Source organism: Pseudomonas sp. NPDC098747 (assembly GCF_044760045.1).
GTDB lineage: Bacteria > Pseudomonadota > Gammaproteobacteria > Pseudomonadales > Pseudomonadaceae > Aquipseudomonas.
Window position 1 is genome coordinate 26,836 of the sequence record NZ_JBIWAL010000012.1, and the last position, 25,474, is coordinate 52,309.

Consider the following 25,474-nt stretch of genomic DNA (forward strand, 5'->3'; position numbering starts at 1 on the left):
CCAGGAGTCTTATGACATGAGGCCAGAAATCGCTGTGCTGGATATACAGGGTCAGTATCGGGTTTACACGGAGTTCTATCGCGCAGACGCCGCAGAAAAGACCATCATTCTGGTCAACGGCTCGATGGCCACGACTGCGTCGTTTGCACAGACTGTGAAAAACCTGCATCCGCAATTCAACGTGGTCTGCTACGACCAGCCCTACGCGGGCCGGTCAAAAGCCCACAACCGTCACGAGAAGCATCTGACAAAGGACGTTGAGGGGCAAATTCTGCTGGAGTTGATCGACCACTTTGCCGCCGAGCACGTGCTGTCGTTCTCTTGGGGCGGTGCCGCGGCTCTGGTTGCCCTCGCGAACCAGCCACGTCGCATCGAAAAAGCAGTGATCAGTTCGTTCTCGCCTGTAATCAACGCGCACATGCTTGATTACCTGGAGCGCGGCGTCGATTACCTCGGCCAACGTGACGGTGATCGGGTCGGGCACTTGGTCAACAGCACCATCGGCAAACACCTGCCGTCACTGTTCAAACGCTTCAACTATCGCCACGTCAGCAGCCTGGCCGAGCACGAATACGGGCAAATGCACTTCCACATCAGCGACGTGCTGCACAGCGATCGTCAGTGCTATTTAAACGCGGCGAAGAAAATCAACGTGCCGGTGCTGTTTGTGAACGGTGAATGGGACGAATACACCGCCGCCGAGGATGCACGCCTGTTCGGCAACCACGTGGCGCAGAGCACCTTCACCACCGTGCAAGCCACCGGGCACTTTCTCGACATGGAGCATAAGGCTGCGTGCCGGGATAGCCAGAATGCCTTGCTCAGCTTTTTGAAACCGGCACCGCAGGCGAGCCGAACTCGCTACTCGTTTGTTCAGGATCAACATGCATTGGCCATTTGAAAGAGCGTCATCGCGAGCAAGGCTGCGGGGTCAAGAGTTTTGTTTACTGGTCCCACAGTGTTTGCTCGCGATTGACCGATTTCACCGCTGTAAAGGCATACGCACAAAAGAAAAACTTCAATTCCGTTGCCGAGTCTGGTACAAAGTCAGCCGCTCTGAGCGGGTATAGTTTAGTGGCAAAACGAAAGCTTCCCAAGCTTTAGTTGAGGGTTCGATTCCCTCTACCCGCTCCATCTTCAAGCCCTGTACTGGGTGGGTTCCAACCTCAACCGCCACTCCCCAACCCCATCTATTGATCACAAAAACCGCTCCTTGTGATTAATTTGCCGTACCCCTCAGAATTTACAGAAACCCACAATTCCTGTGACCAAAGGAAAGCACTCTGCTGGAAGCCATTCGGCATGCGGGTGCAACTCAGTCGTAATGCTTGGCGTTTTAGTGGCGTAGGCGCTTCGGAAGATCGTCAGATCGCAGATGACACCTGCGAGCATTACCCAGGCATGTCCATCCCAAGTGGCTTCTAAGGGCTCTCCCTCATAGGTCGCTCCTGGAATGTTCCCTCGGCATTCCGATGCATACTGGTGTTGCCGCTGACCGAAATCTGACCCAGTAAAGGCTGTTTTGCCGACTGAAAACTAACCCTGGTGTTCAACTGCTTCTGCTCACTTTTCGAGCAGGAGAACACAAGGTGATCAGCATGGAAATGTTGGGGAAAATCCGGCGGATGTACTTCAGCGACAAGCTCTCGCTGCACCAGATAGCCAAGCGTACCGGGCTGTCGAGAAACACCATCCGAAAATGGGTCAGAGCGCCCGAAGCCACTCAACCGGCGTACCAGCAGTGCGCGACCTTCAACAAACTCAGCCCCTTCCATGACACGCTGGAACAGGCGCTGAAAGCCGATTCGTTCCGGGCAAAGCAGCGATTCGTCGAGACGATTGCAGGCACAACTATCACGGATTTTTAGGGCGCTACAACGCCTCGATTTCGCGCTCTTCAAATAAGATTGCGCCAGGAGCGCAATGCCGCACATTGCCTGGTAGCGCTGTTTGTTCTTTGCCTGACTCTTGCAATGCCAGCCCAGACCAACGCCTGGCTGTCCGGCGTATCTGTTGATGGTAAAGGCTAAGAAAACATAGCCAGTTTCACGTAAAATTCATGTTAAGGTCGACGCTCTAGATGAGCTTAAGTTTTGCATGGCAACTGGATGGATATGCGTGTGTTACAAGGAGGTAAGCAAAAATGAAAGAACAGACCAGCGTTTACCATTTGGAGGCATTTGGAGGGTTAGACCTGCTCCAGGCTCGGTATTACAAACAGAATTTTTCTCGGCATGCCCATGAGACTTTTTGTATTGGTGTTATTGAGGAAGGGGCGCAGCGCTTCTATCGTACGGGGGGGGATCACGTTGCACCTAAAGGAGACATCATTCTAGTAAATGCGGATGATGTTCATACCGGATCGTCCGGAATGGACAGCGGTTGGTCATATAGAGCTATTTATCCTCACCCCAATCTGTTGTGTTCATTATCACGTGACTTTAGCAAGCCAGAGGGGAGCATTCCATGGTTTCCCGATGCTGTCATTCATGACCCAGGATTAGCCACGCAGCTTCTGATGGTTTTCAACTTACTGACGCAAGAAGGCAATGGACTACTTAAGGAAACACTACTACTTTCTTCGCTGGCCTGGCTTACCATGCGACATGGGAAAACCAAAACAATAGGAAATGATTTCCAGCGTGCCGAAACAAACATGGTCATGCTGAAAGATTTTATGGACAGTTACCCAGAGCGTGATGTTTCTTTGATGCAACTGGCGGATATGGCTAAATTAAGTCCTTGGCATTTTTTGAGGCAATTCAAAAAAACTGTTGGGATAACACCTCATGCGTATTTGGTTCAGGCTCGCCTTAGAAAATCGAAGAAACTTTTGCTGCAAGGGATATCTATTTCAAATGTGGCAACGCTTTGTGGCTTTTCCGATCAAAGCCATTTCCATCGTCATTTTAAGAATGCGATGGGCTTTACTCCTGGGGAATATGCGCATTCTGCACGTAAATCATAGGATTTCACTTTCTAGTTTCCTGGGTGCTACAGCGAAAAATACTGATCTTCCACGTGCTTAATGAGTCGATCATCCAGATGGTATCCACCGAAGGCAGATACCATTTTTAGCGCAGGGATTTAATCGCTGAGAGCTAGTACTAGCATCGTATCGCTAGGCGGGCGAAATTTTTCGTGCAAGACCTGGTCAAAAAAACCGTAAATCCACATGAGCAGAACTTCCCATAAGTCTCCTAGTTTAGGCGGTACTCCAAATGGTCTACATCTACCTTTGCTGATGCACTGATCATCTCAAACACATAATTCAGACAATTATGCAGACCCCAGATATCGATATAGTCATATTTATCTTCTCGGAGTAGCTTCTGTGCACTTGCCTCCCTCAATGCAGCGTAGTCAAACCACTGGCGCACACTGCCGTGTCGGTGATGCCAGTCATGGCATACTAATGATCCTTGAACCACAAGCATTCTGACGGGCAGATGATAAAACAAGTGGGCAACAATCCATGTAAACCACTGAGGAGTTTTAGTTATCGTAAAGCTCGATGGGCAGGGAGCGCCACAAAAACGGCCGTGGCAATTTTTTATGTGGCTATCACGTACGGTTTCGTCTTTTCCTCTCAATAACCATACATGCTCAGTAAGTAGATGAAGCAAAGAAGCTGCCTGGTAGATAAGAACCAGTGGTACGACCACTAGCAGACAGAAAACCCCCACCCCATAGAACCACACAATACTCGCCAAAATACCTATCCATAGTATCGACATTGCAAAACGATACAGTGGTACGCCAATCAGGTTTGATTTTATACGGCCGTACAGGAAAGACAGATGAAAAAAAGGGCTAAACAATTTAACAAACAAGTTTAAATACAGAGCTGGCTTAGATTTTCCCGGCACAAAACCTAATTTGTAGATTGCCGCAAGATCCTTGTCTTCAATAGTGGAGAATTTCTTTCCATGATGCTCATAGACATGAAATTGCCGGTAGGATGCATAGGGCTGCACAATGAACAAAGTCGATAATATTTCACAAACTATCTTATTCAAAATCTGAGATCTATAAAGATGCCCATGAACGCCATGATGAATAATTGTCGCTACTACATATCTTGCGCCGGAAGCGGAAAGCAGCGCTCCCACGATGTAGATCAATATATTCCAATAGTTATTTGATAAGCCTGGCAATGACAGTATTATCAATATAGAGCCACCGACCACCCAGCTCAGTGCCCAGCAGATCATTTCTGTCGAGTTTGAGCGCCAAAGCGTTTTTCTTCCGGCAATTTCCCTCCCTGTCAACCAAGTCCATATTCCCTGAAAAGGTAATACACTGTAAGTGTTACGTATACCCGCTGACTCTTCGTAATCGCTTATGACGCCTTTCATTACCACTCCAGTTAAAGGATATAACACAGCACATAGAATAAGATCAGACTGCAAATAACCGAGAGAACCATGTTGCGCACATAAATAGCCATGATGACGCTTATAATGCTTCCTAACAAATAGGGGTTACCAACTGCTGAGCGCAGCACACCATGCTCTAAAAAAATAATGGGACCGCAAATGGCTGTTAACAAACAGGGTGCTGAGTATTCGAGGGCCTCGCTTAAAACTCTTGGAATTTTTAAAGGAACTCCTGGCTCAAGGAAAACATACCGATTAAAAAAAACCACTGCCGCCAAGGTCAGTAGTAACAACCAAGTCATACGTTTCTCCTATTTACTCTGGCGACCATCACTGAAACAAACATTCCGGAGATGCCTGCAATAACAATGGCGCCCTCTACATTGAGCCAAGACAACATCATGGACATAAAGAGTGAGTAAACCACTCCACACAATACGCTGGATTTTTTTATCATCGGGACGACGATAGTGATAAAGGTGGCTACAATTGAAAAGTCTAAATGATACTTGTCTAAATCAGGCACTGATGAGGCCGCCAAAATACCTAAAAAGCTGAACAAGTTCCAAGACAAGTAAAATGTTAGTCCGGCACCTATTAAATAACCGGGCGTAAGCGGTTTTTTCTCTTTATTTGCGCTGCTAAGTGCAAACAATTCGTCAGTAAGGAGAAAGCCAATAGAGATGCGATGGCGCGCACTCATTTCAGCAACATGCTCGCGCAACGTCAGCCCATATAGAAAGTGTTGTGCAGTTATAAAGAAAACTGACACGGCTACTGTAAAAAAACTTGCCCCTGACATGACTAGGCTAAGACTGACTAGCTGGGCTGCGCCAGCAAAAACGATGGCGGACATGCCTATACTTTGCCCTATCGTTAAACCTGACTGTACTGCCATGGATCCCGCTAAAATACCCCACGGAAGAACAGAAAGGCACAGCGGCAGCATATTCAATACACCCGTAAAAAATCCATGCCAGTTGCCAGGATGATGCTTACTGGATGTGTTTGATTCATCGGCGGCGAGCTGTTCCATTTTAGATGTTCATCACAGTCTTATTGGTGGTGATGAATATTAGTGATTCGCTATCTGCAAGGTATTGCATGAAATTGCTGATGAAACAGAAGGTTGTATCAACAAGTAATGCGCTGGCATTTACTTCTGACGTGTTACGGCGCCTTGTACTCAGCGGGACGTCAAAGAGCGTGCCGTATTCGGGGGGGGAACAATATCAGGAGTCATTGGATAAAATTGCTGTTTAGTCGATTGCGGTAGGAATGATAGTACCTGCCCACCGCACAGATCCGTACGCACGGATCTACCGTATACACATACGGTTCCTGCCTCGGGTACGTGATGCGAAACTAAGTGTGCGCCATCGAAATGATTTACGCAGAATGCCTGCGCTTGTGCGGCATCCAGACGTCAGACACTCAATAGAATGGCTGCTTTCCCCACTAAACGCTTTGATCGAAAAGAGGGTCTACGGGTGCCCATGCAAAGTCTCGCAGCCTTCACCGGAGCGGATTTCAGATCCCCAGAATCATTGGACTACGTCAATTTCTTGCGTGCGACTCACAAGTGCACCAACGACGTACGAGAGAAAGCTCTCGCGTTTGAGCGAGTCGTCTTCAATATCGCGTTCAACAACCGAGACGACCATCCCAAGAGCTTTGCTTACATCATGGACGTGATGGGCGAAGCTTTGGAAATTGAACGAGAGCACCTGCTTGACCTTGCACAGGAAGCAGAGGTCGGGGCCGAAGCGGCCGCGCAAATCATTGAGAGATTCTGCAAAGTAACCAGCCGTCTTTCAGACCTGGCCGAGCGGTTGTATCCGGGCGTGATCACCACAGAGACTCTGCACCCCCTTCAAAACCGCATCGACCATAACATCGAACTGCTTGGTTGAATCGCTCAAGCAGTACTCACCTTGCACCCGACCCGCTAACATTGACCCATCGACCACCACCCTCCCCCTGCGCGGCCATCGACGAATACGCGTCATCACTTTCGAGGGAACCCAATGCGGCCAGATTGCCTCTGACGACCTAACTCAAAAGAGCACTTGCACCATGACTCAAAACATTTACGACGATCCCGAATTCTTCCAGGGTTACAGCCAAATGAACCGCTCCATCGGCGGCCTCGATGCCGCACCGGAGTGGTTAGCACTTAAGGCCTTGCTGCCCTCTATGCACGGATTGAACGTGGTGGATCTGGGCTGCGGCTATGGCTGGTTCAGCCGCTGGGCCAGTGAGCACGGCGCGACCAACGTGCTGGGCCTGGACGTCTCGGAGAAAATGCTGCAGCGCGCGCAAGAAACTACTTCGGCGGCGAACATCCGCTACGAACGCGCCGACCTGGAACAACTCGACTTGCCCGCTTGCAGTTTCGACCTGGCCTACAGCTCCCTGGCGTTGCACTACATCAAGGATCTGCCGGGACTGTTTGCCCACCTCTATGCAGCGCTGAAACCGGGTTCGCATTTTGTGTTTTCCATCGAACATCCGATCTTCATGGCGCCGCGCAATCCTGGTTGGCTGATCGACAGTGAAGGTCGCAAGCGCTGGCCGTTAGACAGTTATCAAATGGAGGGTGAACGGGTGACGAATTGGCTGGCAGAAGGCGTGATCAAGCAGCACCGCACGGTCGGCACCTTGCTCAACTCGCTGATCGCTGCCGGTTTCACCATTCGCCACGTCAACGAATGGGGACCAAGTGATGCAGAAGTGGCAGCGCAACCGGCGCTGGCTGAAGAGCGGGAGCGGCCGATGATGATGTTGGTGGCAGTGCAGCGCTGAGTTCAAACCCTTCAACCCAAGTTCGCCGGTTTAGGGCGATAATGAGCGAGCGAATCAAACGCCCGCACTTCATCAGATTACAGATTATCCGGCGCGCGCCCAGGCGTTGCGCCGAGGCCGCACCTCATCACTCAAGGAAGCAAGATGCAGATCACCCAGGGACAACGGCTACCACTGTCAAACATTCTTCAGGGGCAATCACTCACACTCGCGATACAGATTCAGTCCAGCGACGTCATCGATTTCGTCTGCTTCGGCGTCGATGTGCAAGGCAAACTTTCCGATGATCGCTACATGGTCTTTTTCAATCAGCCGACCACGCCGTGCTCCAGCGTAAAAATCGAAGATCAGGGCCGTTTTCAAATCAACCTTGCGCAGTTGCCCGTGTCGATTGACCGTTTGGTGTTCACGGCCTCCATCGATGGCGCCGGGGCGATGAGTGCAATCGGTGCCAGTCAGTTCACCGTGTCCAATCCGGCCGGCGAGGCTGTCGCCCAGTGTTCGTTCTCCGGGGCAACCTTCAGCGCCGAGAAAGCCATCATGGTTGCCGAGCTGTATCGCAAGAACGGTGAGTGGCGCCTGCTCTCGAACCTGCAAGGTTATGCACAAGGCCTGGATGCGCTGGTGAATCACTTCGGCGGCGAAGTCGCTGAAAGCCCTGCGCCCGCCCCACCCCCCGCAAAAATCTCTCTCGAAAAAAAGATCGCAGCGGCCGCGCCGCACCTCGTCAGCCTGGCCAAGAAAGCACAGATCAGTCTGGAAAAAGCCAATCTCACCGAAACCAAAGCGCGCGTGGTGCTGGTGCTCGATGCTTCCGGTTCGATGAACCATCAATACGCCAAAGGCCGGGTGCAGGAAGTCGTCGACCGGCTGCTGCCGCTGGCGGTGTCGTTCGATGAGGACGGCGAACTCGATTGCTGGGCGTTTGGCGCCAAGCCTTTACGCCTCTCGCCGGTGACGCTGAGCAACCACAAGGGATTCATCGACAACGACAGTCGTGGCTGGCGTAACTGGGAGCTCGGCAGCCGAATCAACGATGAGCCCAAGGTCATCGAAAAGGTTCTGCAGCAATTTCAGCTGACCGATGACGGTACGCCGATGTACGTCCTGTTCATCAGTGACGGGGGCGTGTCTGAAAGCCGCAAGATCACCCGCCTGATGGTCGACGCCGCCAGTCTGCCGATCTTTTGGCAATTCGTCGGGCTCGGCGGCAATGGCTACGGAATTCTCGAGAAGCTCGATACCCTGCCAGGGCGCGTGGTCGACAACTGCGGCTTCTTCGCCCTGGATGATCTGCACGACATCAGCGAGGAACAGCTCTACGACCTGTTAATGGCCGAGTTTCCAATCTGGCTCAAGGATGCCAAGGCCAAGGGCATTATTCGCTGACAACAACCCGCGAATCCCGCGCATGGCATTGCGCCTGCGCAGGATCGCTTTTCAGTCCAGATCAGACCTCTGCGTCCAAGTCCTTTTTAATGTGTGCTAAATCCATGCGCCAGACTAGGCACTTGGCATCTGGATGAAGCTTGAACCATCCCATTTGTACTGCTCGGTGCTCTCAACGCTCGGGCAGCAATTGGCGTCTTCAGGGCCAACCGAAAGCACTTTCAACGCCAGTTTTTTTGAATCCACTACCTGTACGTTCTGCACGCCCGAACCTACGACGATTGCGCCGCGATAGTTCCAGCCCTTCGTGTCAGCATAGAACGTGGCGAGGGACTGGAAGTAGCTGTTACTGCCCCCTTGACCTTCGATGGTGTAAAGCACGATCGCGTCGTTTACACCGTCGTCATTGAGGTCTGCGAAAACCACCTTGCGACCTTCTTTGAATTCATCGCCGCCGTCCTTTGCCAACTCCTCGGCAATCATTCGGTCTACAGCGCCGTCGAGTGCTGCAACTGGCACATCATCAATTGCAGCGGCGGGTGCGGCGGATGCTGACGGGGCAGGTGTTTGAGGTGCAGCGGGCGCAACTTCCTTACCGAGCAAAATGGCTGCTGTAGGTGACATGGGCGCTGTCGATTCAGCACGAACCTGAGCACGGATTTTTTCCAACACAACCGACCTGAGTTGCTGCATGTCGGAGATGTTGAAGAGTTGATTTCGCGTGTCGCCGAACGGCTGTGCTTCACCGAGGAAAAAGCGTGCGAAGAAACCTGGGCGCTTGCTTTCCTGTTGTTTGATCAGGCCATCAATCACCTCGTCGGCAGCGGTGGCAAAGCGGTCGTAGCCGTCCTGGCCAACGGCTTTGATCAGCGTGTCTTTCTCACGATCGACATTGCTGCGAGCCAACTCGAGCATGATGATGTTGGTATCGACCAGTTTGCTTTCACATTCATTCGTGTAATTGCCCATACACGCCATCCGGTATTCCTCAACGGCATTATTGGCCTGGAAATCGTTATAGGCGCCACAGCCCGACAACGTTGCCAAAACACACACTACCCACGCGCTACGAAACATTCCCTTCTCCCTCTCCATTTTTTGCTTTCAGATGCCGCCACTGTTTGAACGACAGGCAAGAAAAAGCCCCCTCGCGGGGGCTTTTTTAACCCTTTCGGGTTAGCCGATGCTCACACCGTGTGATTCAGCCAGAGGCTTCAAGCCGCCAGCGAAACCCTGGCCGATAGCCTTGAACTTGAACTCTTCACCGCTGCGGTACAGCTCACCGAAAATCATTGCAGTTTCGGTGGAAGCGTCTTCGCTCAGGTCATAGCGGGCCAGCTCTTTGCCGTCAGCCTTGTTCATTACACGGATGTAGGCATTCGACACCTGGCCGAAGCTTTGCTTACGGGCGTCGGCGTCGTGGATGGTTACCGAGAAAACCAGCTTCTTCACAGCGGCAGCCAGACCGTTGAGTTTGACGGTGACTTGCTCATCATCACCTTCGCCCGCGCCCGAGCGGTTGTCGCCCATGTGTTCTACCGAACCATCGGCAGAAGTTTTGTTGTTGTAGAAAATGAAACTGTTGTCGTCGATCACTTTGCCGTTTTCACCGACGATGAAAATCGAAGCATCCAGGTCGAATTCGGTGCCGTCGGTGACACGCGGATCCCAACCCAGGCCCACGATCACTTCGGACAGGCCCGGAGCTTCTTTGGACAGAGAAACGTTGCCACCTTTGGACAGACTTACAGCCATGTTCACATTCCTTTTTTTGGGGGTTGGTTAAAAGTTCATGCCGTAGTTGTTCGCCAGGGCGCGCAGGCCACCGGTGTAACCCTGACCAACGGCGCGGAATTTCCACTCGCCGTTGTTGCGATAAAGCTCAGCGAACACCATCGCCGTTTCGGTCGAGGCGTCTTCAGCCAGGTCGTAGCGGACCACTTCTGCACTGGTCATGTCATTGACGACGCGGATGAAAGAGCCACCCACTTGACCAAAGCTCTGCTTGCGCGATTCAGCGTCATGGATGGTGACGATGAAGACAACCTTGTCCACGTCAGCCGGGATACGACTCAGATCGACTTTGATCACTTCATCGTCGCCGTCGCCGGCACCGGTGCGGTTGTCGCCAGCGTGCTCAACCGAGCCATCCAGACTTTTCAGCTGGTTGTAGAAAATGAAGTCAGCTTCGCTGCGTACCTTGCCGTTCGCACCCAGCAGAAGAGCGCTCGCGTCCAGGTCAAACTCTGCGCCGTCAGTTGCACGCGGATCCCAGCCCAGGCCAACCAGAATCTTGCTCAGGCTCGGATCGGTTTTGGTCAGGGAGAGGTTTGCACCCTTTTGAAGAGTCAGTGCCATGGGTATTACTCCTTGTAGTGAAGACGTTTACTCATTGGTTTTCAGGCTGCGCTTCTTCCTTCGCGGGGAAGACCAGACTTGCGACGACGCCAATGGCCAAGACAACCATCACGATCAGCAAACTGGTGTTTGCATCGATGGTGTAGCCGTGATGGAACAGGTGATCCGTTGCATTCAAGCCCAGCTTGACCGCAATGAAGAACAGCAATGCGATAACCGATTTTTCCAGGTGGACCAGATAGCGTTTCAGTGCTTCAAGTACGAAGTACATGGTCCGCAGGCCGAGAATGGCGAAGAGCATGGCCGAGTAAACGATCAGCGGCTCGCGGCTCACAGCGATTACCGCTGGAACGGAATCGAAGGCGAAGAGGATGTCGGACACTTCAGCCACCACCAGACACAGGAACAATGGTGTGGCGAAAAGAGTGCCCTTCGCCGCCAGAGTCATGCCTTGGTTCTCAGGCTTCTTGAGTTCCACTTCCAGTTGCTTGCGGGACACAAAGAAGTTGTGGCCATACAACTTTGGCCATACCGGGAAGAGCTTCTGCGCAAAGCGATAAGCCATGTGCTTGGAGTAGTCTTCCTCTTCTTCATCATCACCGCCACTGCGCAGCATCATGATGGCAGTCCAGGCAACGATCACCGCGAATACGACCTCGACCCATGGGCCGAAAGCCAACAGACCCGTACCGATAGCAACGAAGATCCCACGGAACACGATCGCGCCAATGATGCCCCAGTACAGCACCCGGTGACGCATGCCATCAGGCACTTTGAACCAGGCGAAAATGGCCATGAACACGAAAAGGTTGTCGACGCTGAGCACTTTTTCCAGCGCATAACCGGTGACGAACAGAGTCGCGACATCCGGCCCGTGCTGAACATACAAAAAGCCTGCAAACGCCAGCGAGATCGCAATCCAGAAAATCGACCAGATCGAGGCTTTAGCCAGAGAAATGGGCTTGTCGCCACGGTGGGTAACCATGTCGAGCAGCAGCGCTCCCAGCGCGATCCCGACGAAGACCGCCATGGTCAACGGGGGGAATCCTATTTGACTGTCCAAGGTACCGCTCCTTAAAGTTCGAAATCAGCCGGATTCAAACCCAGCTCAATGCAAATCAGACGGCAAGCCGCTTTTTCTTTGTCGTCGAAGTTGCCATCCGAAGCGCCGATGGCGCAGGCGACGCGAACCAGCAAGCGGCCAGCACCGGCATCGTTCTTGATCTTGCCGATGGTTTTCAGCGCTTCTGCTTGACCGATCTGAAAGTCGAACTCGAACTTTTCGCAGTGCCCGTTGAAGGATTTGATGACGTCGGCCATGTTGAAAACCTTCAATTCCGACGAGTTATTGATAAACCCGGCCATTTTGGTTTTCTCGGCGGAGGAGATCTCACCGTCTGCAGCGGCGACCACTGCGCATGCTGCTGTTGTGGCCTCCATAAACTTCTGGTTTTTGAACTTGCTGACCTCAGTGGTCAGTTTGTCTCTTGCCGATGCAGCGTTTTCTTTAAGCCATGCAAGCATTTTGAGGTCCTCTCAGAGGGCGGGGCACAAGCCCCGCCAAAGTAACTATTTCGAGCCGGCGCGCCAGTTCATGCCCCAGCCGTAGGCTTTGTCCACCGCCGCGTGCCCGCGGTGGAAATCCACCCGCCGGGAAACCTTGACGGCGCCGTTAACGTTTTCGAGCATCGCAATGGCGCACATGCCATCGCGTCCACCCTCTTCGTTGAGGCGAACCTCGATTTCCGGCTGGTTCGGGATGTAGATGGTCACGACACCATCGGTCTCCCGCCAGTTCGGAGCACCTTCGTAAATGAACGCGAAGATCAGGATGCGGCGTACTTCAGCCCACTTGGCGCCATTGATGTGCAGCCATTCGCCACCGGCAACGGAGCCGGTACGGTCGTCCCCCATCAGTTGGATGTAAGGCTCTTGATTCAAGCCGCCGAAGCAGTTACCAAGGGCTTGTACGACGCCCTTCTCACCGTCCTGCAACTCGTAAAGGCAACCCACGTCCAGGTCGATCGAGCTGCTGCTTTTGAAAAAGCCGCCGGAGCTGCGTTTGTTCCAGTTCAGGTTGACCTTGATCTCACCGAAGCCGGCCGCAGTCTTCTCCAGACTGATCGAGCTGCGCGTTTTGTCGAGGGTGACCTTGCTCAGGCTGATCGAAGACTTCGGCGCCGCCGGTGCAGGAGCTGGGGCTGGGGCCGGTGTCGGCGCAGCTGCCGGGGCAGCGACATCAACCCCGAAATGCCGGGCCAACGGTTCAAGCCCACCGTTGAATCCCTGCCCAACGCAACGGAATTTCCACTCGCCCTGGCGACGATAAAACTCGCCCAGGATCAGTGCGGTTTCCTTCATGCCACTGGTCGGAATCTGCGCTTCAATGCCACCGGACACCACCACTGACAGCTGCGAAACGCGCTCGAAACTGGCTTTGTTTTCGTGGATCGTGGCGGTCAGAGCGACCTTTTCCACGGCAGGTTCAAGTCGGCTCAGATCAACCGTGAACACCGCGCGACCTGCCGAGGAGTCGGACAGGGTAACCGCCCCGCCCAACACACTCGGTTGACCGTAGAAGCACATATCACCATCGCCGCGAACCTTTGCCGTGGTTCCCAGAACGAAGGCCGAGACATCAATGTCAGCGCCAGGAATCGGCGAATAGTTGATATCGATGCGTAGTGGACCGCTGGCAACTGGCGCGTTGCCGCCCGGTGCAAGGGTCGCCATTAGCGCAACGCCTGAACGGCCAGGTTCACCAGATCATCCGCAGTGCGGCCATTGGTGGTCTCGCCGATAGCGGTGAACTTCCAGCCATCGCTTTCGCGGGACAGGCTGGCCATCACGATGCCGGTGTGAGCCCCGCGCTCGGAGAGATTGAAGCGTGCCAGTTCGTTCTTGTTACCGGCATTGACGATGCGGCAGTAGGCATTTTCAACTTTTTCAAAATTCTGTCCGGTGAAGCTGTTCACCGTGAACACCAGATGTTGAACAACCGCCGGCAGACGCTGCAGATCAACGTGGATGGTTTCGTCATCACCACCGCCTTCACCGGTGCGGTTGTCGCCGGAGTGCTGGATCGAACCGTCCTGAGATTTCAGTTGGCGGAACCAGACCAGGTCGACAGGCTGCAGGCTGCCGTCGAGCAGGATGCAAGAAGCATCCAGGTCTATTTCACCGCCACTGCCCATCAGCTTGCCCAGAAAACCGGCCTTTACCGGGTCCCAACCCAAGCCGAGGCTGACGCTGGACAATGCAGTGCCGGCGGTTTTTTCCAGGGAAATAGACTGTTTTTTGCTCAGGGTAAGTGCCATCGTTACGCTCCTTGTTGGTCATCGGTATTCATGTGACGATCGGAAGTCGACGCCACATGTGGGTCGGCCTGCGCAGCGCGCACGCCCGGGTTTCTTCCATTGGTTATCCGTAGACGTCCACGACGCCATACAGGATGAAAATGCCGCCAGTGAGGTTCTTCAGCGGCCGCAAGCAACTCATGATCGCCGCGGGTATCGCCCCAGGCCTTGACCCGGAACTGCTGCAAAACCCCATAGACCGCCTCCAGCCTCATGACTTTGTTCGCGCATCGGCAGTTGTCCCCGGTGATGTGCCCAGTCAAAACGCCGTCCACCACCTCGAGTTCAGTACCGATCAACTTGACGCCCAGACGCTCAGCGAAGGGCTGCAATACCAGCGCCGGTGAAGCGGAACACAGCGTTACGACTGCGCCGGAGTTGATTTCGGCCTCGATCGCCAGCAGGCCTGACGGACGCATCAATCGCGGCCAGACCAGCGCGCAATAACTCGCGGCTTGCTGTTGCAGCCACTCAAGTTTCACACCAGTCAAAAACGTACGGATCAACTGCGCCTTGAGCTCGTCACGGTTCATCCGCCGGACAACGAATCGCAGGCTGGGCAACGCCAGTCGGAGCAGGAGCCGATTAAACTCGCGCGTGCCGAAGGCAAACTTCAAAAACGGCACGAAACTGTCGTGCCGGGTCAGCGTGCCGTCGAAGTCGAACACTGCAAGGACCGGCCTTTGCTGCTCGGTTGAATTGTCGATCTGCTCTTTCATCCGGCGGCCTCGGCGAGACGAATCGAGACTTCACCGACGCCGGCCTCCGCATGGCGGACCCCGTGCCACTGCGCGCGCTCAAGAATCCGCGTGGCCCACTTGTAGTGGGTCGCGGGCTCACACATCGCGTCGTTGTGCCGGAACACGGCCGGGGCAACGTCGCTGACGATCAGCTTGGCACTGTTGAAGTCCTCAAGGCTGACGCGCAACGTGTCCTGAATGATCTCGATCTGACTGGGATGAATGGCGGTCTTGCCGACCAGTCCGTGGGCGATATCAAATTCCAGTTCTTCCTTCAGCAATTGCGGCGACGCCAGTTGTTCGAACACCGGCGCCGTCAACGCAAAGCCTTGCGAACCCATGACACCCGCCAACATCGGAATGACATATCCCATCGGTGTGCTGTAAAGCGTGGTGGCCGGATTACGACGAAGGCCAAGGCTGCCCATCAAGTCGTTGCCACCAATGCGCAGCGCGATGATTCGCTGGTCGAGGCTGGCCTTGAGCGCTTGCCCCAATTCGACCATGGCACCTGGATTGAAGACGTCAGTGGTTTCCAGTGTCGGCATCAGGAATAGCGCTGGATTGGTCACTGCCTGCTCCCAGGCCCCCAGATTGGCAAGGGTCAGTTTCGGGATGACGAATCCATCGACATGCGCCATCAACGGCCAGTCGTTGAGTACGGCGGCCATCTGCGAGTCGCGCGGGCGCACGAACAACAAAGGGCCGCCCTCGGGACGCCCACCCCGTTGTTCGATAACCGTCAGCAAGCCATGCAGGTTGGCCAGTGCTGTCTCGATATCGATGTCCGCGACCGCATCCTCTAGGCACACCACCAGCGAACGAAGCTCCGGCAGTTTGCTTCGGAACACCACATCAAGCAGATCCGCGCGGGTGGCGGGCATGTAGAGCGTGGCCCCGAGGGCATAAGGAGAAAGGGTCTTCATCAGCCCAGACTCCGAATAATCGTCACCGCACGGTAAGGGCCCAACTGCGCGCCGACCTCTTCGACCGGCACGCCGGCGGCTTCCGTCAGGTGCATGAGCAATTGCACATCGCTGTCGCTTCGGTCGCGGATCAGCACATGGTGCGGAACACGGCGCAAGACCGCGCGGGTCGCCTCGGCGATGCCCGGTTTGACCCGATTTAAATTGGTCACGTCAAAACGTGCCGCCAGCGATTCAACGACGTGGGTGGCCGCGCCCTGAAGTTCAAGACGCTGCTCAGCAGTCCACGGCGTGGCTTTGGCAACGACACCCAAAGTTTTGCGTCGGGTTTCGATCTGCTCGATGAACGCCTGTGTCACATCGTGCTCGTGCAAGTGGTCATAGACCACACAGCCATGCAGTCCGCCGTTTTCAGGCCAGATCGAACGAGAAACGAGACCGGAAACGGTGGCCCCTAGTATCCCGGATGGAATGACCCAATCCTCTGCCGATGCTGCCATCCAGGCTCGACCGCAAGGGTCCGCCAGCACGACCAACCGAGGAGATTTCGGGAAGCGCGCATCAGCGCCAAGGCTGCGCTGAATTTCGCCGCAGATCGCGCCCTTGCCGGTCCAGCCATCGACAAAGACGATGTTCTCGGCCCCGTGGGTCTGGATGATTGCTTCGAGAGCAACCGTATCGATGCCACGATCACGGACGATGCTGATGCCGTAATGGAAAACTTCGCGCCCCATCTCAATCAGTGCGCGACGCAACAGCACACCCAGCGGCAGCCCGGCGCGCACGAACGACACCAGCACAATCGAAGAACCGGTACAGGCTTCATTCACACCCAGCGCCAGCGCTTGCACATCCGCCGCCATGCGCCCGCCGTTCTGTGTCAGGACACGCTCGTAAAGTGCTTTGTGGATATCGCTCGGCGCGGTTTCCAGACTGATCATTTCGGAATAGTGCTTCTGCTTCGTTTGAATCAGGCGCTCTTTTTCCTCGACGTCCGTCACGTCCATCTGCACGGCTTGCAGCAGGAAATGCACGTCATCCGGCGCATAGCTCGCGCTGCCCACCGTGGACAGGTTGGAGATGGCATCACTCATGAATCGAAGCCCATGCGCGCTTGGCCAATTGGCTGCGCGTCGGGGTCGCCCACAGGTGGCACTCCTCCATGAAAGCCAGATCGGTGATGCTGTCGCCGAAGCCCAGCACAGGGCGCTCACCGTTGATTTCGCGATCACGGCGCAACCACTCCTGAACCGCTACCTGCTTGGACAGCCCCTGCGGCAGGAATGCCAGATTGTTGCTATTGGCATGAACATGCATGCCTTCCAGCAAACCCTGCGCCTGTACTTCAGCCAGCACCGCGTCAAGAACTTCGTCATTGGATTCGTTGTGCTTGGTCACCACGTAATGGCGCAACTCCTGCTCTTCGACCACCCAACCGCGCAAGGAAATGCCCAGTTGTTTGCCAATGGCCAGCGTTGCTTCACTCAGCTCCGGCAGGCGGCTCTGATAGGCCGCCAGGACGTCGCTCATGCGCGCCTGCCAAGCCTCATCGAGCGTGCCGTCGGCACCGAGAATCACACCGCCATGGGAACAGATGGCGCCATGCCGGAATGGCAGCTTGACCCGGCTGAACGCTTCGACACTGCGCGCCGTGACCGCAACCACATCGGTCGTCGCCAGCAGCCACTCAACCATCGATTTCTGCACCGAGCTCATGTAACCGTTGGGCTGACCGTCGACATCAAGGGTCGCCGGGTGGCGTGGCGAGCCTTCTTTCATTTTGCGTGCGGTTTGAAACAACGTGTCGTCGAGATCAACCAGGGTCAGGGGACGGTTACTTGGCATCGACGATCACCTGCGCATTCAAGGTTTTCAGCAACTCGGCAGAAACCGCCTGCTGTGGGGTTTCCGAACAGATCAGCACCCGGTCGAACTGACCCGGGCGCACGTTGTAGAGGAAGTTGGGAATGCCCAGGCCGTAGTTGTCGGCAAACGATAAGGCGTGCTCGATTGCATGACCCAGCGCAATGGGCGACCTGCTGGTCGAACTGAAATGGACATCGGCGCCAGCACGTTCCAGACGTTCGGCCAGCAGGAACGGACGCCAGACAAACTCGCTGGTGCCCACCACCAGAATCCGCTCGCCGGGTTGCACTTGAAGACCGGGGGCCAAGGTGTCCGCGACAGTACGGACACCGAGGCGGCCCCAGTCATTGTCGGCATTCACCGGCCAGTCACCGGCGGCGATGGTGCCCACTGCCGGCATATCAGGCAGGGGTGCATCGGTGTCTTCAAAGAATTGGTACGAGCCCTGCAACAGGGACACCTGATGCGCGCAATCACCCAATGCATCGCGCACCGCGCCGCCGGACCAATCGGTCAGCACACAGGTCACCACTTGCTCGATCTTATCCAGACCGGCGTCGACCAGAGCCCGATGCAAATTGATGAACGTCTTGCCCGTCGAGGCCTCGTCATCGACCAGCACCAAAGAGCGGGCGTTGAGCATCTGCTCACGCACTTGAGGATCGACAGGCAAGTGAATCAGGTGCGCACTGGCGTGGCTGTGCTCTTCCTCGAAACGGGCAAACAACTCGGTGCCCGTAGGATGACGGGTGCTGACCATGTAGACCGTATCGGGGCGCGTGGCGCTATACGCGCGGTGTACGCCGGCACCAAGGCCGACAGCGGTTTCGGCCATGCCGATAACCAGAACCGGGCCCGGCAGATCCGTCGGAATTTCCGCCGCCAGGCTTTCAAAACTGGCAGCCATCAGCGAGGGACGGACTGGAATATGTCGTCCAAGCACTTTGGACACGAACAGGAATGCCCGCTTCGGATTACGACGCTCGGCAAAACCAAACAATGAGTCGGGGGCAATGACAGCATCATCAACGATGACGTCCAGGCGCCCACGCATCAGTTGTGCGCTCAGCGCTTTCGTTGCTGTATCAGATTCCATTAACAAGTTCCTGCCTTGGCGCGGGATCAAAAATCCAACGCCTCTTCCATGGGTTTCAATTCAAAGATGAATCAGAGATTTGTGGCTTCCACCCGCCACATCGATGCTTGTGCTTCGCGCGCCAGTTGCGCTGCAGTAAACGTCTGGCCAGACGCATTTTTTTTGCCGTCAACACGACAGGCATCGAGGAAAGAAATAAGCAGCGATGCTTTCACCGCAAAATTCATGTTCTGTGCATCGGGTACCGATGAGGTGACGAGACCGATCACAGCTCCGGAAAAATCAAACAACGGGCTACCGCTGGAGCCCGGTTGAATGGGGGCTGTGAACTGCAAAAGACTGGCATCGTTGTGCAAACCGAACAGCGCCGACACGCCACCTTGAGTGACGTGGACGCCGCCACCGGCAAAACCGGCCAAAGGGAAACCCAACGCGACGATGTCTTCCCCCAGATCGCAACCGAACCCGGACTTGAAGGCTACTGGCTTCAACGCAGGAGAGTCGATCACCCGTAAAAGCGCGATGTCGTTGCGCCGATCAACCACCACGGGGTCGACACGGTAGCGTCCGTCAAACGAGGCGATGTGAATCTCGCGCATGCCTTCGATGACGTGAGCACAGGTCATGACATGGGTGGGGGATACGGCAAAAGCGGTCCCGGTGGCGCTGTCCGCGGATCTGCCGGAACCTGGCGCGTTCGGCCGCCCTTTAGGATGGGCTTCGTCGATATCCAGGCCAATACGCCGGCCGAGTGCAGCCAGACCGTAGGCAGAGCCTTCGGCCAGCGCGCGAAATTTCCATTGCTGATTGCGATTGTAAAACTCGCCGATGATGATGGCGGACTCGCCGTTTTCGCGAAGATCCAGAGAATGCTCGATCTGACCATCCACCTGCAGGCGCAGGTTTTTCAGCTCACTGACAGGGCCGACCGAGGAAAAAGTGTAAACCACCAGAAGTACGCGATCGCTGCCCGCCGGAATCTCATCCAGGTTCAGCTTGCAGCCGACTTTTTGCTGATCCCCTACCCATTCCATCCACGCGCGAGGCGTCTGGAAAAGGGCGGCATCACCTTTCGGGCGGCGTTTTTCGTCAACCGGCAATATGGCCACCGCGGCGTACTCCCCAAAGGACGAGGAGTTTCCACATTCCAGAGTCCATTCACTCCGGGCGCTTGATACTGCGGTGTTTGCGCCAGGCGCGAGCACCATCATTCCTTGAAAACTCCTTGTATTGCATCCTGCATTGGGGTGTATCGAACGACACAAACGCGCAAATGGTAACAGACTTAATATGTCTATTTAACATCAGGATGATGCTACGGCTGCAACCGTGATCCCTTTTACGCGCATGTTTGGCCGCCAAACGCCCAGCGGCTCGGGTAAACCCAGCCGACGAGTGGCAAATATGCCAGCGAGGTTCAATCCAGCCGCACGGGTGTAACCGATGCCACCCGAGTAGCGAGCGTTGATCTCCAGCAGATACGGTTTGCCGTCTGCATCGTCACGGGTCTGGACATTGACGATGCCATCGCATTGAAAATGCTCGGCGGCCTTGAGGGCGAGTTCCACGGCTGCGCCCTCGCGCTCACAAATTTGATGTAACCCTTTTTTACGGCGACTGACGAAAGCAATCGGGCGACCAGCTTCGCACACCATATCCACTGAACATTCGCTCCCCGGCATGTAAGGCATCACGAGCATTGGGGGGGGTGGCTGAAGCGCCGAACGATAGGCGTCCATATAGAGGTCAAAGCTGACCTCACGCGCATCGGGGTTGGCGAAGCAACGGAAAGGGTCGGCATTTGCGTTGAATCGCCAGAAACCCTGGCCATAAATGCCCACAGCAGGTTTGATGCAGACTTCGCCCAATGCGCCAAGGGTCTGATAGGCCGCGAGCAACTCATCGGCATTGACCGCGGTGATCGCCGGCACACAGGCAAGCCCCGCTCGTTCCGCCTCGGCCGTGAATTGGCTTTTGTCATCGACCAGATCAAACGTATTCAAGGACAGCGCGCCAGTGACCAGCACAAGGCCCGCCCGCTCGAAACGCTCACGAGCATGCTCGAACTCCCGGCCAACACGACCTGCCAGAACAACTTTGATTTTTTGAGTCAGGGCGGTGGCAATGACCCAATCGATGCGTTCCTGATTGTCTGCAGGCTCGACGTAGCTGATGTCGGCGAGCGAGGTGATTTCGGGACGATCCTGTCGATGCGAGGCATAAATCTTCACGTCTGCAGGCAGTGCTTCACGCGCACCAATAATGATGTCCCGCTGACTGGACTGCCCTTCGAGAAACCAGATCACTATTCTTACCCTCCCTTGTAGTTACGCCGGAAGCCGCGACATTTCCTGAGAACGTTCGCCATACCTCCGCTATGGGTGCGGACAGTACCGTCTTCCGGAGCAAACTCAAGGGGAACGTTGCGAATGATTCTGGTGCCCGGCAAGCGCCATGGACGCTTTCAGTGTTTACTCTCGGGTCGCAACGATAAACAACCGCGGAAACGGCAACAGTACCGATCCATCGGCCAGCGCCGGGTAAGCCTTTTTGATAGCCGCCAGATATTGCTGCAGATACTGCGCCTGCTCCGCCTCGGTCAACGGACTCAGAAACGGAATCAGCCCACTGCCCTTGAACCACTCAATTACCCCCGCAGCACCACCCGACAATTGATGGTGATACGTGGTGCGCCACACATCAACCCGCACACAGTGCGGTCGCAGCATCGAGAAGTACTCGCTGGCACTCGCCATGTCCGTACGCTGGCCAGCAGCGTCAACGAGTTTGCTTGCCCACGGGCCATTCGCCGCTACTTCACGCATCAAGCGATGGGAAGGTTCATTGAGATTGTCCGGCATCTGGATTGCCAGACTGCCACCCTCCGCAAGCTTGCCCGCCAGCGCCGGCAGCAACGTCGTGTGATCAGGTACCCATTGCAACACCGCATTGGCAAAGATCACATCGAAAGGGCCCTCGTCGGCCCATCGATCAATCTCGGCGACATCGAACTGCAATTGCGGCAAGCGCTTGCGTGCGGCAGCGATCATGTCTGCCGAGCTGTCCAGTCCGCTGACTGTCGCCCCAGGAAAACGCTGCGCCAGCAACTCCGTCGAGTTACCCGGGCCGCAACCGATATCGACCACAGATCGCGCTTCAGCCGTGGGAATTGCGGCCAGCAGATCGCGGGCCGGGCGGGTGCGTTCATCTTCGAAAGCGACGTACTGTTTGGCGGACCAACTCATTGCGTTCTCCAGTCGGGATATTTCAGCGGTGCGTCACGATACAGGCAGCCCGGCAGACAGTTCCAGAGCGACAATTGGAAAACGCTGTCAGCTTGTTGACCGCTACTGCCAATTCGTCGCCCCCATACTGAACCTGACCGTTCGTCTAACCAGACAAAAGCAATTTTGACAGCTAAAAAATCCTACCTATAGTCAAGTTGCGGCAGTCGGAAGGAACCCGATTCATACGATTCGTGCAAGGAGCACGGCCTGCTCATCTCCCATGACCGGTGGGTTCCTCCAGTAGTGTGCTCGCAAAAGCCTTACGGCAAGCAAGCGTCGTCGTGCCTGCATTGCAGTCCGACGCTCACTATGAAAAAAGGAGCGTTACCATGTCTCGCGTTACGGATATCCTGGTTACCATCGACACCGAAACCATCCTGAAAAAGTACCCGAACATCAGCAAGAACCCCGCCTCGCCAACCCTGATCGATTGGCATCATGTGTACATGGTCACCAATCAGGACAATGTCGTGAGCGGCCAGGCGGGTGGCGAGCTGGACCTCAAGGCGCAGGTCGGCGACTTGATCCGCTGGCGTGAAACCAGCCTTTCACAGAGCTTTGAAACGGCAGTCATTTTCTACAAATTCATCGGTAATGCCGGTGCTGACCTGATCTCGCCACCCTCGCCGCGCAAGGCCACTGCCTGCGTTGCCGTACCAAACACCAGCAATCCGTCCGTCCCCAGTTGCCAGAAAGTCGATAACCATTACTGGTCTTCGGAAACCCTGTCTTGCGGTCGCGTGACCTATCACTTCCACTTCCTGATCGTCGACCGCAACTGCCAGATCATCGGCTGCTGCTCGTGGGATCCGTTCATTACCATCCACAACTGATGACGCGTCGGGTCCCTTGGCAACGAGGGGCCCAACCGATCCGATGCCGCCCCGGCCGGAACAGGATGTCTTGCATTGACCGAAGCGGTTGCCACCATGCGCCAACATCATGAAAGGAATCCATGATGACTTCTCAACCGATCCCTTCACCCTCTACTGCCGTGAATAACGCACACAATGTGTTGCTGATCATCGATGCCGAATCCGTACTTGCGCGCTATCCGAAGCCAAGTATGGATGTCACCCAACCGACGAGCATTACCAATGATCTGGTCTTTTTCATCACTGGTCATAATTCGCAAAAAATAGTTGTAAATGACAGCCATATCAAACTTCCCGTCGAGATTGGCCGTAACCTTCATTTTCGCGCCAGGTCCATCAGCCTGATCGCCGAGCACAGCGTTGTGGTGTACAGCATGACCGTCGGCAACAGCGCCGTAATGACGCCGCCCAGACTAGAGGTTCACCCGGGTCTGACCGTCCCTGCCCCTGATCCAGTCAACCCGACGAAACCTGGCAGCCACAAGGCAGACGATCACTACTGGGTCTGTAAAGCCACGACGTCCGGCACCGCCCAGTGCGAGTTGAATTTCATGCTGATCAATCAGCAATGTGAGGCGAAGGGATACTTCGTATGGCCGGTTGGAATCGAAATCACAGATTAATCAAATGAAAAAAGAACCGGCCAATAAGGCCGGTTTTTTGTCAGTCGTAAAATCCAACCGTCTTTTTCAGATGATCCGAATACTCATAGATGTCATCGACAGTGTTGATCGGATGACGTGTTTCATTTTTTTCCTCATCGAAAATACCGAGATACTTCTGCGAGCGATTGAAATGCAAGCGACAGATCGGCTTGCGATTGTTGTCATCCAGCAGGATGCCGAAGTAGCTCTGCGTATCACGCTGAACAATTCGCTTGGCATCGACCACTGACCGAACCAGCGCACGAACGATGTGATACCCCTCCAACTCTTCAAGTGTTGTTAGAACCTTGTCATCCGACTCGTCGCGCGGATCTATGGAGTCCGTGCCGACAGAAGATGAGGGTAAAGACGCCAACGCAGGCTGGATTGCTCCGCTCATTGCAGATTTGAGCCGGTCATTGATTTGGTCGTTGAGAAATTGCACCACGGCTTTTCGTGTCAGCTCATGAAACTGCTCACGTACTTTTTGCGTGATCACACCATCGTAAACACGAGAGGCGAAAACCTTGACGAAATCATCGTCCGGTTTACTGACCTGGGCTGCGATTACCTTTTTTATCTGGCTTACATACTTGAGTTCGCCGGCCGCGCTGATGATCGAGTCGACGTCAAAAGCGGATTTCGTCAATTTCACCAACTCAGGTACCGAGTACTCATCAATATCCAGCAGATCCAGTTCCAAGAATGGTTTTTCATCCATCTTGTTCGGCGCGTCCAGATCGGTAAAAAATTTGTAGACCTGCCCGTTAGTCAGGATAGAGATGCGTGCACTTGTGACGTGGAAGTAGCGAAATAGCTGAGATGCATGGTTGATGTGGAGCGGCTCACCTATTTTCTTACACTCGATGAGAATTTGTACTTCGCCGTCTTTCATGATGGCGTAATCGATTTTCTCTCCCTTTTTCGTACCTATGTCGCAGACGAATTCGGGAGTTACCTCTGTCGGGTCAAAGACGTCGTACCCCAAAACGGTGCTGATAAATGGCATCACGAACGCGTTCTTTGTCGCTTCCTCGGTCTGAATTGCAGAGCTCTGCAATCTGACTTTCGCAGCTAAACTGGCTAACTTTTCGAAAAACTCCATGAGCGGCCCCTTGCGTGGTTTCAATCCGTGTCCTGACATACTGGCGATTTGATTGCCACTTGATACTAGACACAAACCAGCACAATGAAAGTTCGCCGCTTGGAACTCGTTATCAGAGCTTGGGACTTGAGGATTTTTAACGAGGGTAAGTAGTTGTAAGTAGAATTTTCATCAAGCCGTGAGTGTCTGAATTTCAGGCACCTCCCAATAAGGAACACGGCTATGAAATTCGCAAAGATTTCCCAGAAGCTCGCCCTGTGGGCCGGCAGTCCCAAGACGTTTATGGGGGCGTTGATCCTGATTGGATTGTGGGGAATGAGTGGGCCGATTTTCGGTTACAACGATACCTGGCAGCTGATCATCAATACCTCAACGACGATCATCACGTTCCTGATGGTGTTCCTGATCCAGAACACGCAGAACCGCGACACCGACATCCTGCATTTGAAACTTGATGAGTTGCTGCGAGTAAACAAGGAAGCCCAAAACGCGATGCTGGGGCTCGAAGCGCTGGATCTGAAGCAGCTGGAAGCGCTGCGCAAGCACTACCGTAGTTTGGGCGAGGGTGAGGTTTTCAGTCTTGAGGGGTTGGGCGACAAGGGTAAGACGAAGCAGGATTTAAATAAGTGCTGATGCAAAAATCTAAAG

The 25,474-nt window shown here is 54.6% G+C and carries 26 protein-coding genes, 1 tRNA gene and 2 pseudogenes; 10 read left to right on the top strand and 19 right to left on the bottom strand.

Annotated elements, in window-relative coordinates:
• Positions 1 to 16: 16 nt before the first annotated feature.
• The 4 genes and pseudogenes from ACIQVE_RS10320 to ACIQVE_RS10335 all read left to right on the top strand — a co-directional run bounded on the left by ACIQVE_RS10320 (position 17) and on the right by ACIQVE_RS10335 (position 2,968).
• Complete coding sequence (locus tag ACIQVE_RS10320) at positions 17 to 901, top strand: alpha/beta fold hydrolase (protein ID WP_402807530.1); 885 nt, start codon at positions 17 to 19, stop codon at positions 899 to 901.
• A 159-nt stretch (positions 902 to 1,060) separates the two neighbouring features.
• A tRNA-Gly gene (locus ACIQVE_RS10325) sits at positions 1,061 to 1,134 on the top strand.
• 464 nt (positions 1,135 to 1,598) lie between these two features.
• Positions 1,599 to 1,820: pseudogene (locus tag ACIQVE_RS10330) on the top strand (helix-turn-helix domain-containing protein); the annotation flags it as partial.
• 323 nt (positions 1,821 to 2,143) lie between these two features.
• On the top strand, positions 2,144 to 2,968 hold the full coding sequence (locus ACIQVE_RS10335) for an AraC family transcriptional regulator (RefSeq protein WP_402807533.1): 825 nt from the start codon (positions 2,144 to 2,146) through the stop codon (positions 2,966 to 2,968).
• A 232-nt stretch (positions 2,969 to 3,200) separates the two neighbouring features.
• Here ACIQVE_RS10335 and ACIQVE_RS10340 read toward each other — a convergent pair whose 3' ends face one another.
• Genes ACIQVE_RS10340 through ACIQVE_RS10350 form a run of 3 tightly spaced genes read right to left on the bottom strand, consistent with a single transcriptional unit; the run spans position 3,201 to position 5,415 of the window.
• Positions 3,201 to 4,358, bottom strand: coding sequence for a fatty acid desaturase (locus ACIQVE_RS10340; RefSeq protein WP_402807536.1), 1,158 nt, complete (start codon positions 4,356 to 4,358; stop codon positions 3,201 to 3,203).
• A gap of 11 nt (positions 4,359 to 4,369) precedes the next feature.
• Positions 4,370 to 4,681 (bottom strand): AzlD domain-containing protein, encoded by a 312-nt coding sequence (locus ACIQVE_RS10345; protein WP_402807539.1) that lies wholly within the window; start codon positions 4,679 to 4,681, stop codon positions 4,370 to 4,372.
• Positions 4,678 to 5,415 (bottom strand): AzlC family ABC transporter permease, encoded by a 738-nt coding sequence (locus ACIQVE_RS10350; RefSeq protein WP_402807541.1) that lies wholly within the window; start codon positions 5,413 to 5,415, stop codon positions 4,678 to 4,680. The genes ACIQVE_RS10345 and ACIQVE_RS10350 overlap by 4 nt, the downstream gene beginning before the upstream one ends.
• Positions 5,416 to 5,748: 333 nt before the next feature.
• On the opposite strand from ACIQVE_RS10350, the pseudogene ACIQVE_RS10355 reads away from it, so the two are divergent.
• From ACIQVE_RS10355 to ACIQVE_RS10365, 3 genes and pseudogenes are all read left to right on the top strand, one after another.
• Positions 5,749 to 6,292 (top strand): annotated as a pseudogene (locus tag ACIQVE_RS10355) (HipA domain-containing protein); the annotation flags it as partial.
• A gap of 163 nt (positions 6,293 to 6,455) precedes the next feature.
• Positions 6,456 to 7,184, top strand: a complete 729-nt coding sequence (locus tag ACIQVE_RS10360) for a class I SAM-dependent methyltransferase (protein ID WP_402807542.1) — start codon at positions 6,456 to 6,458, stop codon at positions 7,182 to 7,184.
• Positions 7,185 to 7,328: 144 nt separating this feature from the next.
• A complete protein-coding gene (locus ACIQVE_RS10365) occupies positions 7,329 to 8,573 on the top strand; it encodes a VWA domain-containing protein (RefSeq protein WP_402807544.1) in 1,245 nt (414 codons plus the stop codon).
• Positions 8,574 to 8,687: 114 nt separating this feature from the next.
• Here the strand turns inward: ACIQVE_RS10365 and ACIQVE_RS10370 are convergent, their stop codons facing one another.
• The 15 genes from ACIQVE_RS10370 to tam all read right to left on the bottom strand — a co-directional run bounded on the left by ACIQVE_RS10370 (position 8,688) and on the right by tam (position 22,160).
• Positions 8,688 to 9,650 (bottom strand): hypothetical protein, encoded by a 963-nt coding sequence (locus ACIQVE_RS10370; RefSeq protein ID WP_402807547.1) that lies wholly within the window; start codon positions 9,648 to 9,650, stop codon positions 8,688 to 8,690.
• 99 nt (positions 9,651 to 9,749) lie between these two features.
• A complete protein-coding gene (locus ACIQVE_RS10375; protein ID WP_402807548.1) occupies positions 9,750 to 10,328 on the bottom strand; it encodes a TerD family protein in 579 nt (192 codons plus the stop codon).
• A 27-nt stretch (positions 10,329 to 10,355) separates the two neighbouring features.
• Positions 10,356 to 10,931 carry a TerD family protein gene (locus tag ACIQVE_RS10380; protein WP_200616681.1) on the bottom strand — a complete coding sequence of 192 codons (576 nt, stop codon included), beginning with the start codon at positions 10,929 to 10,931 and terminating at the stop codon, positions 10,356 to 10,358.
• A 31-nt stretch (positions 10,932 to 10,962) separates the two neighbouring features.
• On the bottom strand, positions 10,963 to 11,961 hold the full coding sequence (locus tag ACIQVE_RS10385) for a TerC/Alx family metal homeostasis membrane protein (protein ID WP_402807732.1): 999 nt from the start codon (positions 11,959 to 11,961) through the stop codon (positions 10,963 to 10,965).
• Between the two features lie 44 nt (positions 11,962 to 12,005).
• Positions 12,006 to 12,455 carry a tellurite resistance TerB family protein gene (locus ACIQVE_RS10390; RefSeq protein WP_402807551.1) on the bottom strand — a complete coding sequence of 150 codons (450 nt, stop codon included), beginning with the start codon at positions 12,453 to 12,455 and terminating at the stop codon, positions 12,006 to 12,008.
• A 45-nt stretch (positions 12,456 to 12,500) separates the two neighbouring features.
• Entirely contained in the window at positions 12,501 to 13,664 is a 1,164-nt protein-coding gene (locus tag ACIQVE_RS10395; protein ID WP_402807552.1) for a TerD family protein, read from the bottom strand.
• Complete coding sequence (locus ACIQVE_RS10400) at positions 13,664 to 14,248, bottom strand: TerD family protein (protein WP_402807555.1); 585 nt, start codon at positions 14,246 to 14,248, stop codon at positions 13,664 to 13,666. The genes ACIQVE_RS10395 and ACIQVE_RS10400 overlap by 1 nt, the downstream gene beginning before the upstream one ends.
• Positions 14,249 to 14,250: 2 nt before the next feature.
• A complete protein-coding gene (locus tag ACIQVE_RS10405; RefSeq protein ID WP_402807558.1) occupies positions 14,251 to 15,006 on the bottom strand; it encodes an HAD-IB family hydrolase in 756 nt (251 codons plus the stop codon).
• Positions 15,003 to 15,953 (bottom strand): HpcH/HpaI aldolase/citrate lyase family protein, encoded by a 951-nt coding sequence (locus ACIQVE_RS10410; protein WP_402807561.1) that lies wholly within the window; start codon positions 15,951 to 15,953, stop codon positions 15,003 to 15,005. The genes ACIQVE_RS10405 and ACIQVE_RS10410 overlap by 4 nt, the downstream gene beginning before the upstream one ends.
• Entirely contained in the window at positions 15,953 to 17,047 is a 1,095-nt protein-coding gene (locus tag ACIQVE_RS10415; RefSeq protein ID WP_402807563.1) for a cysteine protease StiP family protein, read from the bottom strand. Before ACIQVE_RS10415 ends, ACIQVE_RS10410 begins: the two co-directional genes overlap by 1 nt.
• Entirely contained in the window at positions 17,040 to 17,798 is a 759-nt protein-coding gene (locus ACIQVE_RS10420; protein ID WP_402807565.1) for a trehalose phosphatase, read from the bottom strand. The genes ACIQVE_RS10415 and ACIQVE_RS10420 overlap by 8 nt, the downstream gene beginning before the upstream one ends.
• Positions 17,788 to 18,915, bottom strand: a complete 1,128-nt coding sequence (locus ACIQVE_RS10425) for a phosphoribosyltransferase domain-containing protein (RefSeq protein WP_402807567.1) — start codon at positions 18,913 to 18,915, stop codon at positions 17,788 to 17,790. Before ACIQVE_RS10425 ends, ACIQVE_RS10420 begins: the two co-directional genes overlap by 11 nt.
• Positions 18,916 to 18,986: 71 nt before the next feature.
• Positions 18,987 to 20,126 (bottom strand): trypsin-like peptidase domain-containing protein, encoded by a 1,140-nt coding sequence (locus ACIQVE_RS10430; RefSeq protein WP_402807570.1) that lies wholly within the window; start codon positions 20,124 to 20,126, stop codon positions 18,987 to 18,989.
• Between the two features lie 93 nt (positions 20,127 to 20,219).
• A complete protein-coding gene (locus ACIQVE_RS10435; RefSeq protein ID WP_402807573.1) occupies positions 20,220 to 21,221 on the bottom strand; it encodes an ATP-grasp domain-containing protein in 1,002 nt (333 codons plus the stop codon).
• A 165-nt stretch (positions 21,222 to 21,386) separates the two neighbouring features.
• Positions 21,387 to 22,160 carry a trans-aconitate 2-methyltransferase gene (gene tam, locus ACIQVE_RS10440; RefSeq protein ID WP_402807576.1) on the bottom strand — a complete coding sequence of 258 codons (774 nt, stop codon included), beginning with the start codon at positions 22,158 to 22,160 and terminating at the stop codon, positions 21,387 to 21,389.
• Positions 22,161 to 22,531: 371 nt separating this feature from the next.
• Here tam and ACIQVE_RS10445 point away from each other — a divergent pair, with 371 nt between their 5' ends.
• Both ACIQVE_RS10445 and ACIQVE_RS10450 read left to right on the top strand, forming a co-directional pair.
• The gene (locus ACIQVE_RS10445; protein WP_402807578.1) at positions 22,532 to 23,035 is read left to right on the top strand and encodes an inclusion body family protein; all 504 of its coding nucleotides are present in this window, start codon (positions 22,532 to 22,534) and stop codon (positions 23,033 to 23,035) included.
• A 125-nt stretch (positions 23,036 to 23,160) separates the two neighbouring features.
• Complete coding sequence (locus ACIQVE_RS10450; protein ID WP_402807580.1) at positions 23,161 to 23,700, top strand: AidA/PixA family protein; 540 nt, start codon at positions 23,161 to 23,163, stop codon at positions 23,698 to 23,700.
• 40 nt (positions 23,701 to 23,740) lie between these two features.
• Here ACIQVE_RS10450 and ACIQVE_RS10455 read toward each other — a convergent pair whose 3' ends face one another.
• Positions 23,741 to 24,826 carry a type I restriction endonuclease gene (locus tag ACIQVE_RS10455; protein WP_402807583.1) on the bottom strand — a complete coding sequence of 362 codons (1,086 nt, stop codon included), beginning with the start codon at positions 24,824 to 24,826 and terminating at the stop codon, positions 23,741 to 23,743.
• 222 nt (positions 24,827 to 25,048) lie between these two features.
• On the opposite strand from ACIQVE_RS10455, the gene ACIQVE_RS10460 reads away from it, so the two are divergent.
• Positions 25,049 to 25,459 carry a low affinity iron permease family protein gene (locus ACIQVE_RS10460; protein WP_402807586.1) on the top strand — a complete coding sequence of 137 codons (411 nt, stop codon included), beginning with the start codon at positions 25,049 to 25,051 and terminating at the stop codon, positions 25,457 to 25,459.
• Positions 25,460 to 25,474 lie beyond the last annotated feature (15 nt).

What these genes read in the sequence shown, in the direction of transcription:
- ACIQVE_RS10320 (WP_402807530.1), top strand. Translation starts at nt 17, where the DNA reads ATGAGGCCAGAAATCGCTGTGCTGGATATACAGGGTCAGTATCGGGTT.
- ACIQVE_RS10335 (WP_402807533.1), top strand. Translation starts at nt 2,144, where the DNA reads ATGAAAGAACAGACCAGCGTTTACCATTTGGAGGCATTTGGAGGGTTA.
- ACIQVE_RS10340 (WP_402807536.1), bottom strand. Translation starts at nt 4,358, where the DNA reads ATGAAAGGCGTCATAAGCGATTACGAAGAGTCAGCGGGTATACGTAAC.
- ACIQVE_RS10345 (WP_402807539.1), bottom strand. Translation starts at nt 4,681, where the DNA reads ATGACTTGGTTGTTACTACTGACCTTGGCGGCAGTGGTTTTTTTTAAT.
- ACIQVE_RS10350 (WP_402807541.1), bottom strand. Translation starts at nt 5,415, where the DNA reads ATGGAACAGCTCGCCGCCGATGAATCAAACACATCCAGTAAGCATCAT.
- ACIQVE_RS10360 (WP_402807542.1), top strand. Translation starts at nt 6,456, where the DNA reads ATGACTCAAAACATTTACGACGATCCCGAATTCTTCCAGGGTTACAGC.
- ACIQVE_RS10365 (WP_402807544.1), top strand. Translation starts at nt 7,329, where the DNA reads ATGCAGATCACCCAGGGACAACGGCTACCACTGTCAAACATTCTTCAG.
- ACIQVE_RS10370 (WP_402807547.1), bottom strand. Translation starts at nt 9,650, where the DNA reads ATGTTTCGTAGCGCGTGGGTAGTGTGTGTTTTGGCAACGTTGTCGGGC.
- ACIQVE_RS10375 (WP_402807548.1), bottom strand. Translation starts at nt 10,328, where the DNA reads ATGGCTGTAAGTCTGTCCAAAGGTGGCAACGTTTCTCTGTCCAAAGAA.
- ACIQVE_RS10380 (WP_200616681.1), bottom strand. Translation starts at nt 10,931, where the DNA reads ATGGCACTGACTCTTCAAAAGGGTGCAAACCTCTCCCTGACCAAAACC.
- ACIQVE_RS10385 (WP_402807732.1), bottom strand. Translation starts at nt 11,961, where the DNA reads ATGGCGGTCTTCGTCGGGATCGCGCTGGGAGCGCTGCTGCTCGACATG.
- ACIQVE_RS10390 (WP_402807551.1), bottom strand. Translation starts at nt 12,455, where the DNA reads ATGCTTGCATGGCTTAAAGAAAACGCTGCATCGGCAAGAGACAAACTG.
- ACIQVE_RS10395 (WP_402807552.1), bottom strand. Translation starts at nt 13,664, where the DNA reads ATGGCGACCCTTGCACCGGGCGGCAACGCGCCAGTTGCCAGCGGTCCA.
- ACIQVE_RS10400 (WP_402807555.1), bottom strand. Translation starts at nt 14,248, where the DNA reads ATGGCACTTACCCTGAGCAAAAAACAGTCTATTTCCCTGGAAAAAACC.
- ACIQVE_RS10405 (WP_402807558.1), bottom strand. Translation starts at nt 15,006, where the DNA reads ATGAAAGAGCAGATCGACAATTCAACCGAGCAGCAAAGGCCGGTCCTT.
- ACIQVE_RS10410 (WP_402807561.1), bottom strand. Translation starts at nt 15,953, where the DNA reads ATGAAGACCCTTTCTCCTTATGCCCTCGGGGCCACGCTCTACATGCCC.
- ACIQVE_RS10415 (WP_402807563.1), bottom strand. Translation starts at nt 17,047, where the DNA reads ATGAGTGATGCCATCTCCAACCTGTCCACGGTGGGCAGCGCGAGCTAT.
- ACIQVE_RS10420 (WP_402807565.1), bottom strand. Translation starts at nt 17,798, where the DNA reads ATGCCAAGTAACCGTCCCCTGACCCTGGTTGATCTCGACGACACGTTG.
- ACIQVE_RS10425 (WP_402807567.1), bottom strand. Translation starts at nt 18,915, where the DNA reads ATGGAATCTGATACAGCAACGAAAGCGCTGAGCGCACAACTGATGCGT.
- ACIQVE_RS10430 (WP_402807570.1), bottom strand. Translation starts at nt 20,126, where the DNA reads ATGATGGTGCTCGCGCCTGGCGCAAACACCGCAGTATCAAGCGCCCGG.
- tam (WP_402807576.1), bottom strand. Translation starts at nt 22,160, where the DNA reads ATGAGTTGGTCCGCCAAACAGTACGTCGCTTTCGAAGATGAACGCACC.
- ACIQVE_RS10445 (WP_402807578.1), top strand. Translation starts at nt 22,532, where the DNA reads ATGTCTCGCGTTACGGATATCCTGGTTACCATCGACACCGAAACCATC.
- ACIQVE_RS10450 (WP_402807580.1), top strand. Translation starts at nt 23,161, where the DNA reads ATGACTTCTCAACCGATCCCTTCACCCTCTACTGCCGTGAATAACGCA.
- ACIQVE_RS10455 (WP_402807583.1), bottom strand. Translation starts at nt 24,826, where the DNA reads ATGGAGTTTTTCGAAAAGTTAGCCAGTTTAGCTGCGAAAGTCAGATTG.
- ACIQVE_RS10460 (WP_402807586.1), top strand. Translation starts at nt 25,049, where the DNA reads ATGAAATTCGCAAAGATTTCCCAGAAGCTCGCCCTGTGGGCCGGCAGT.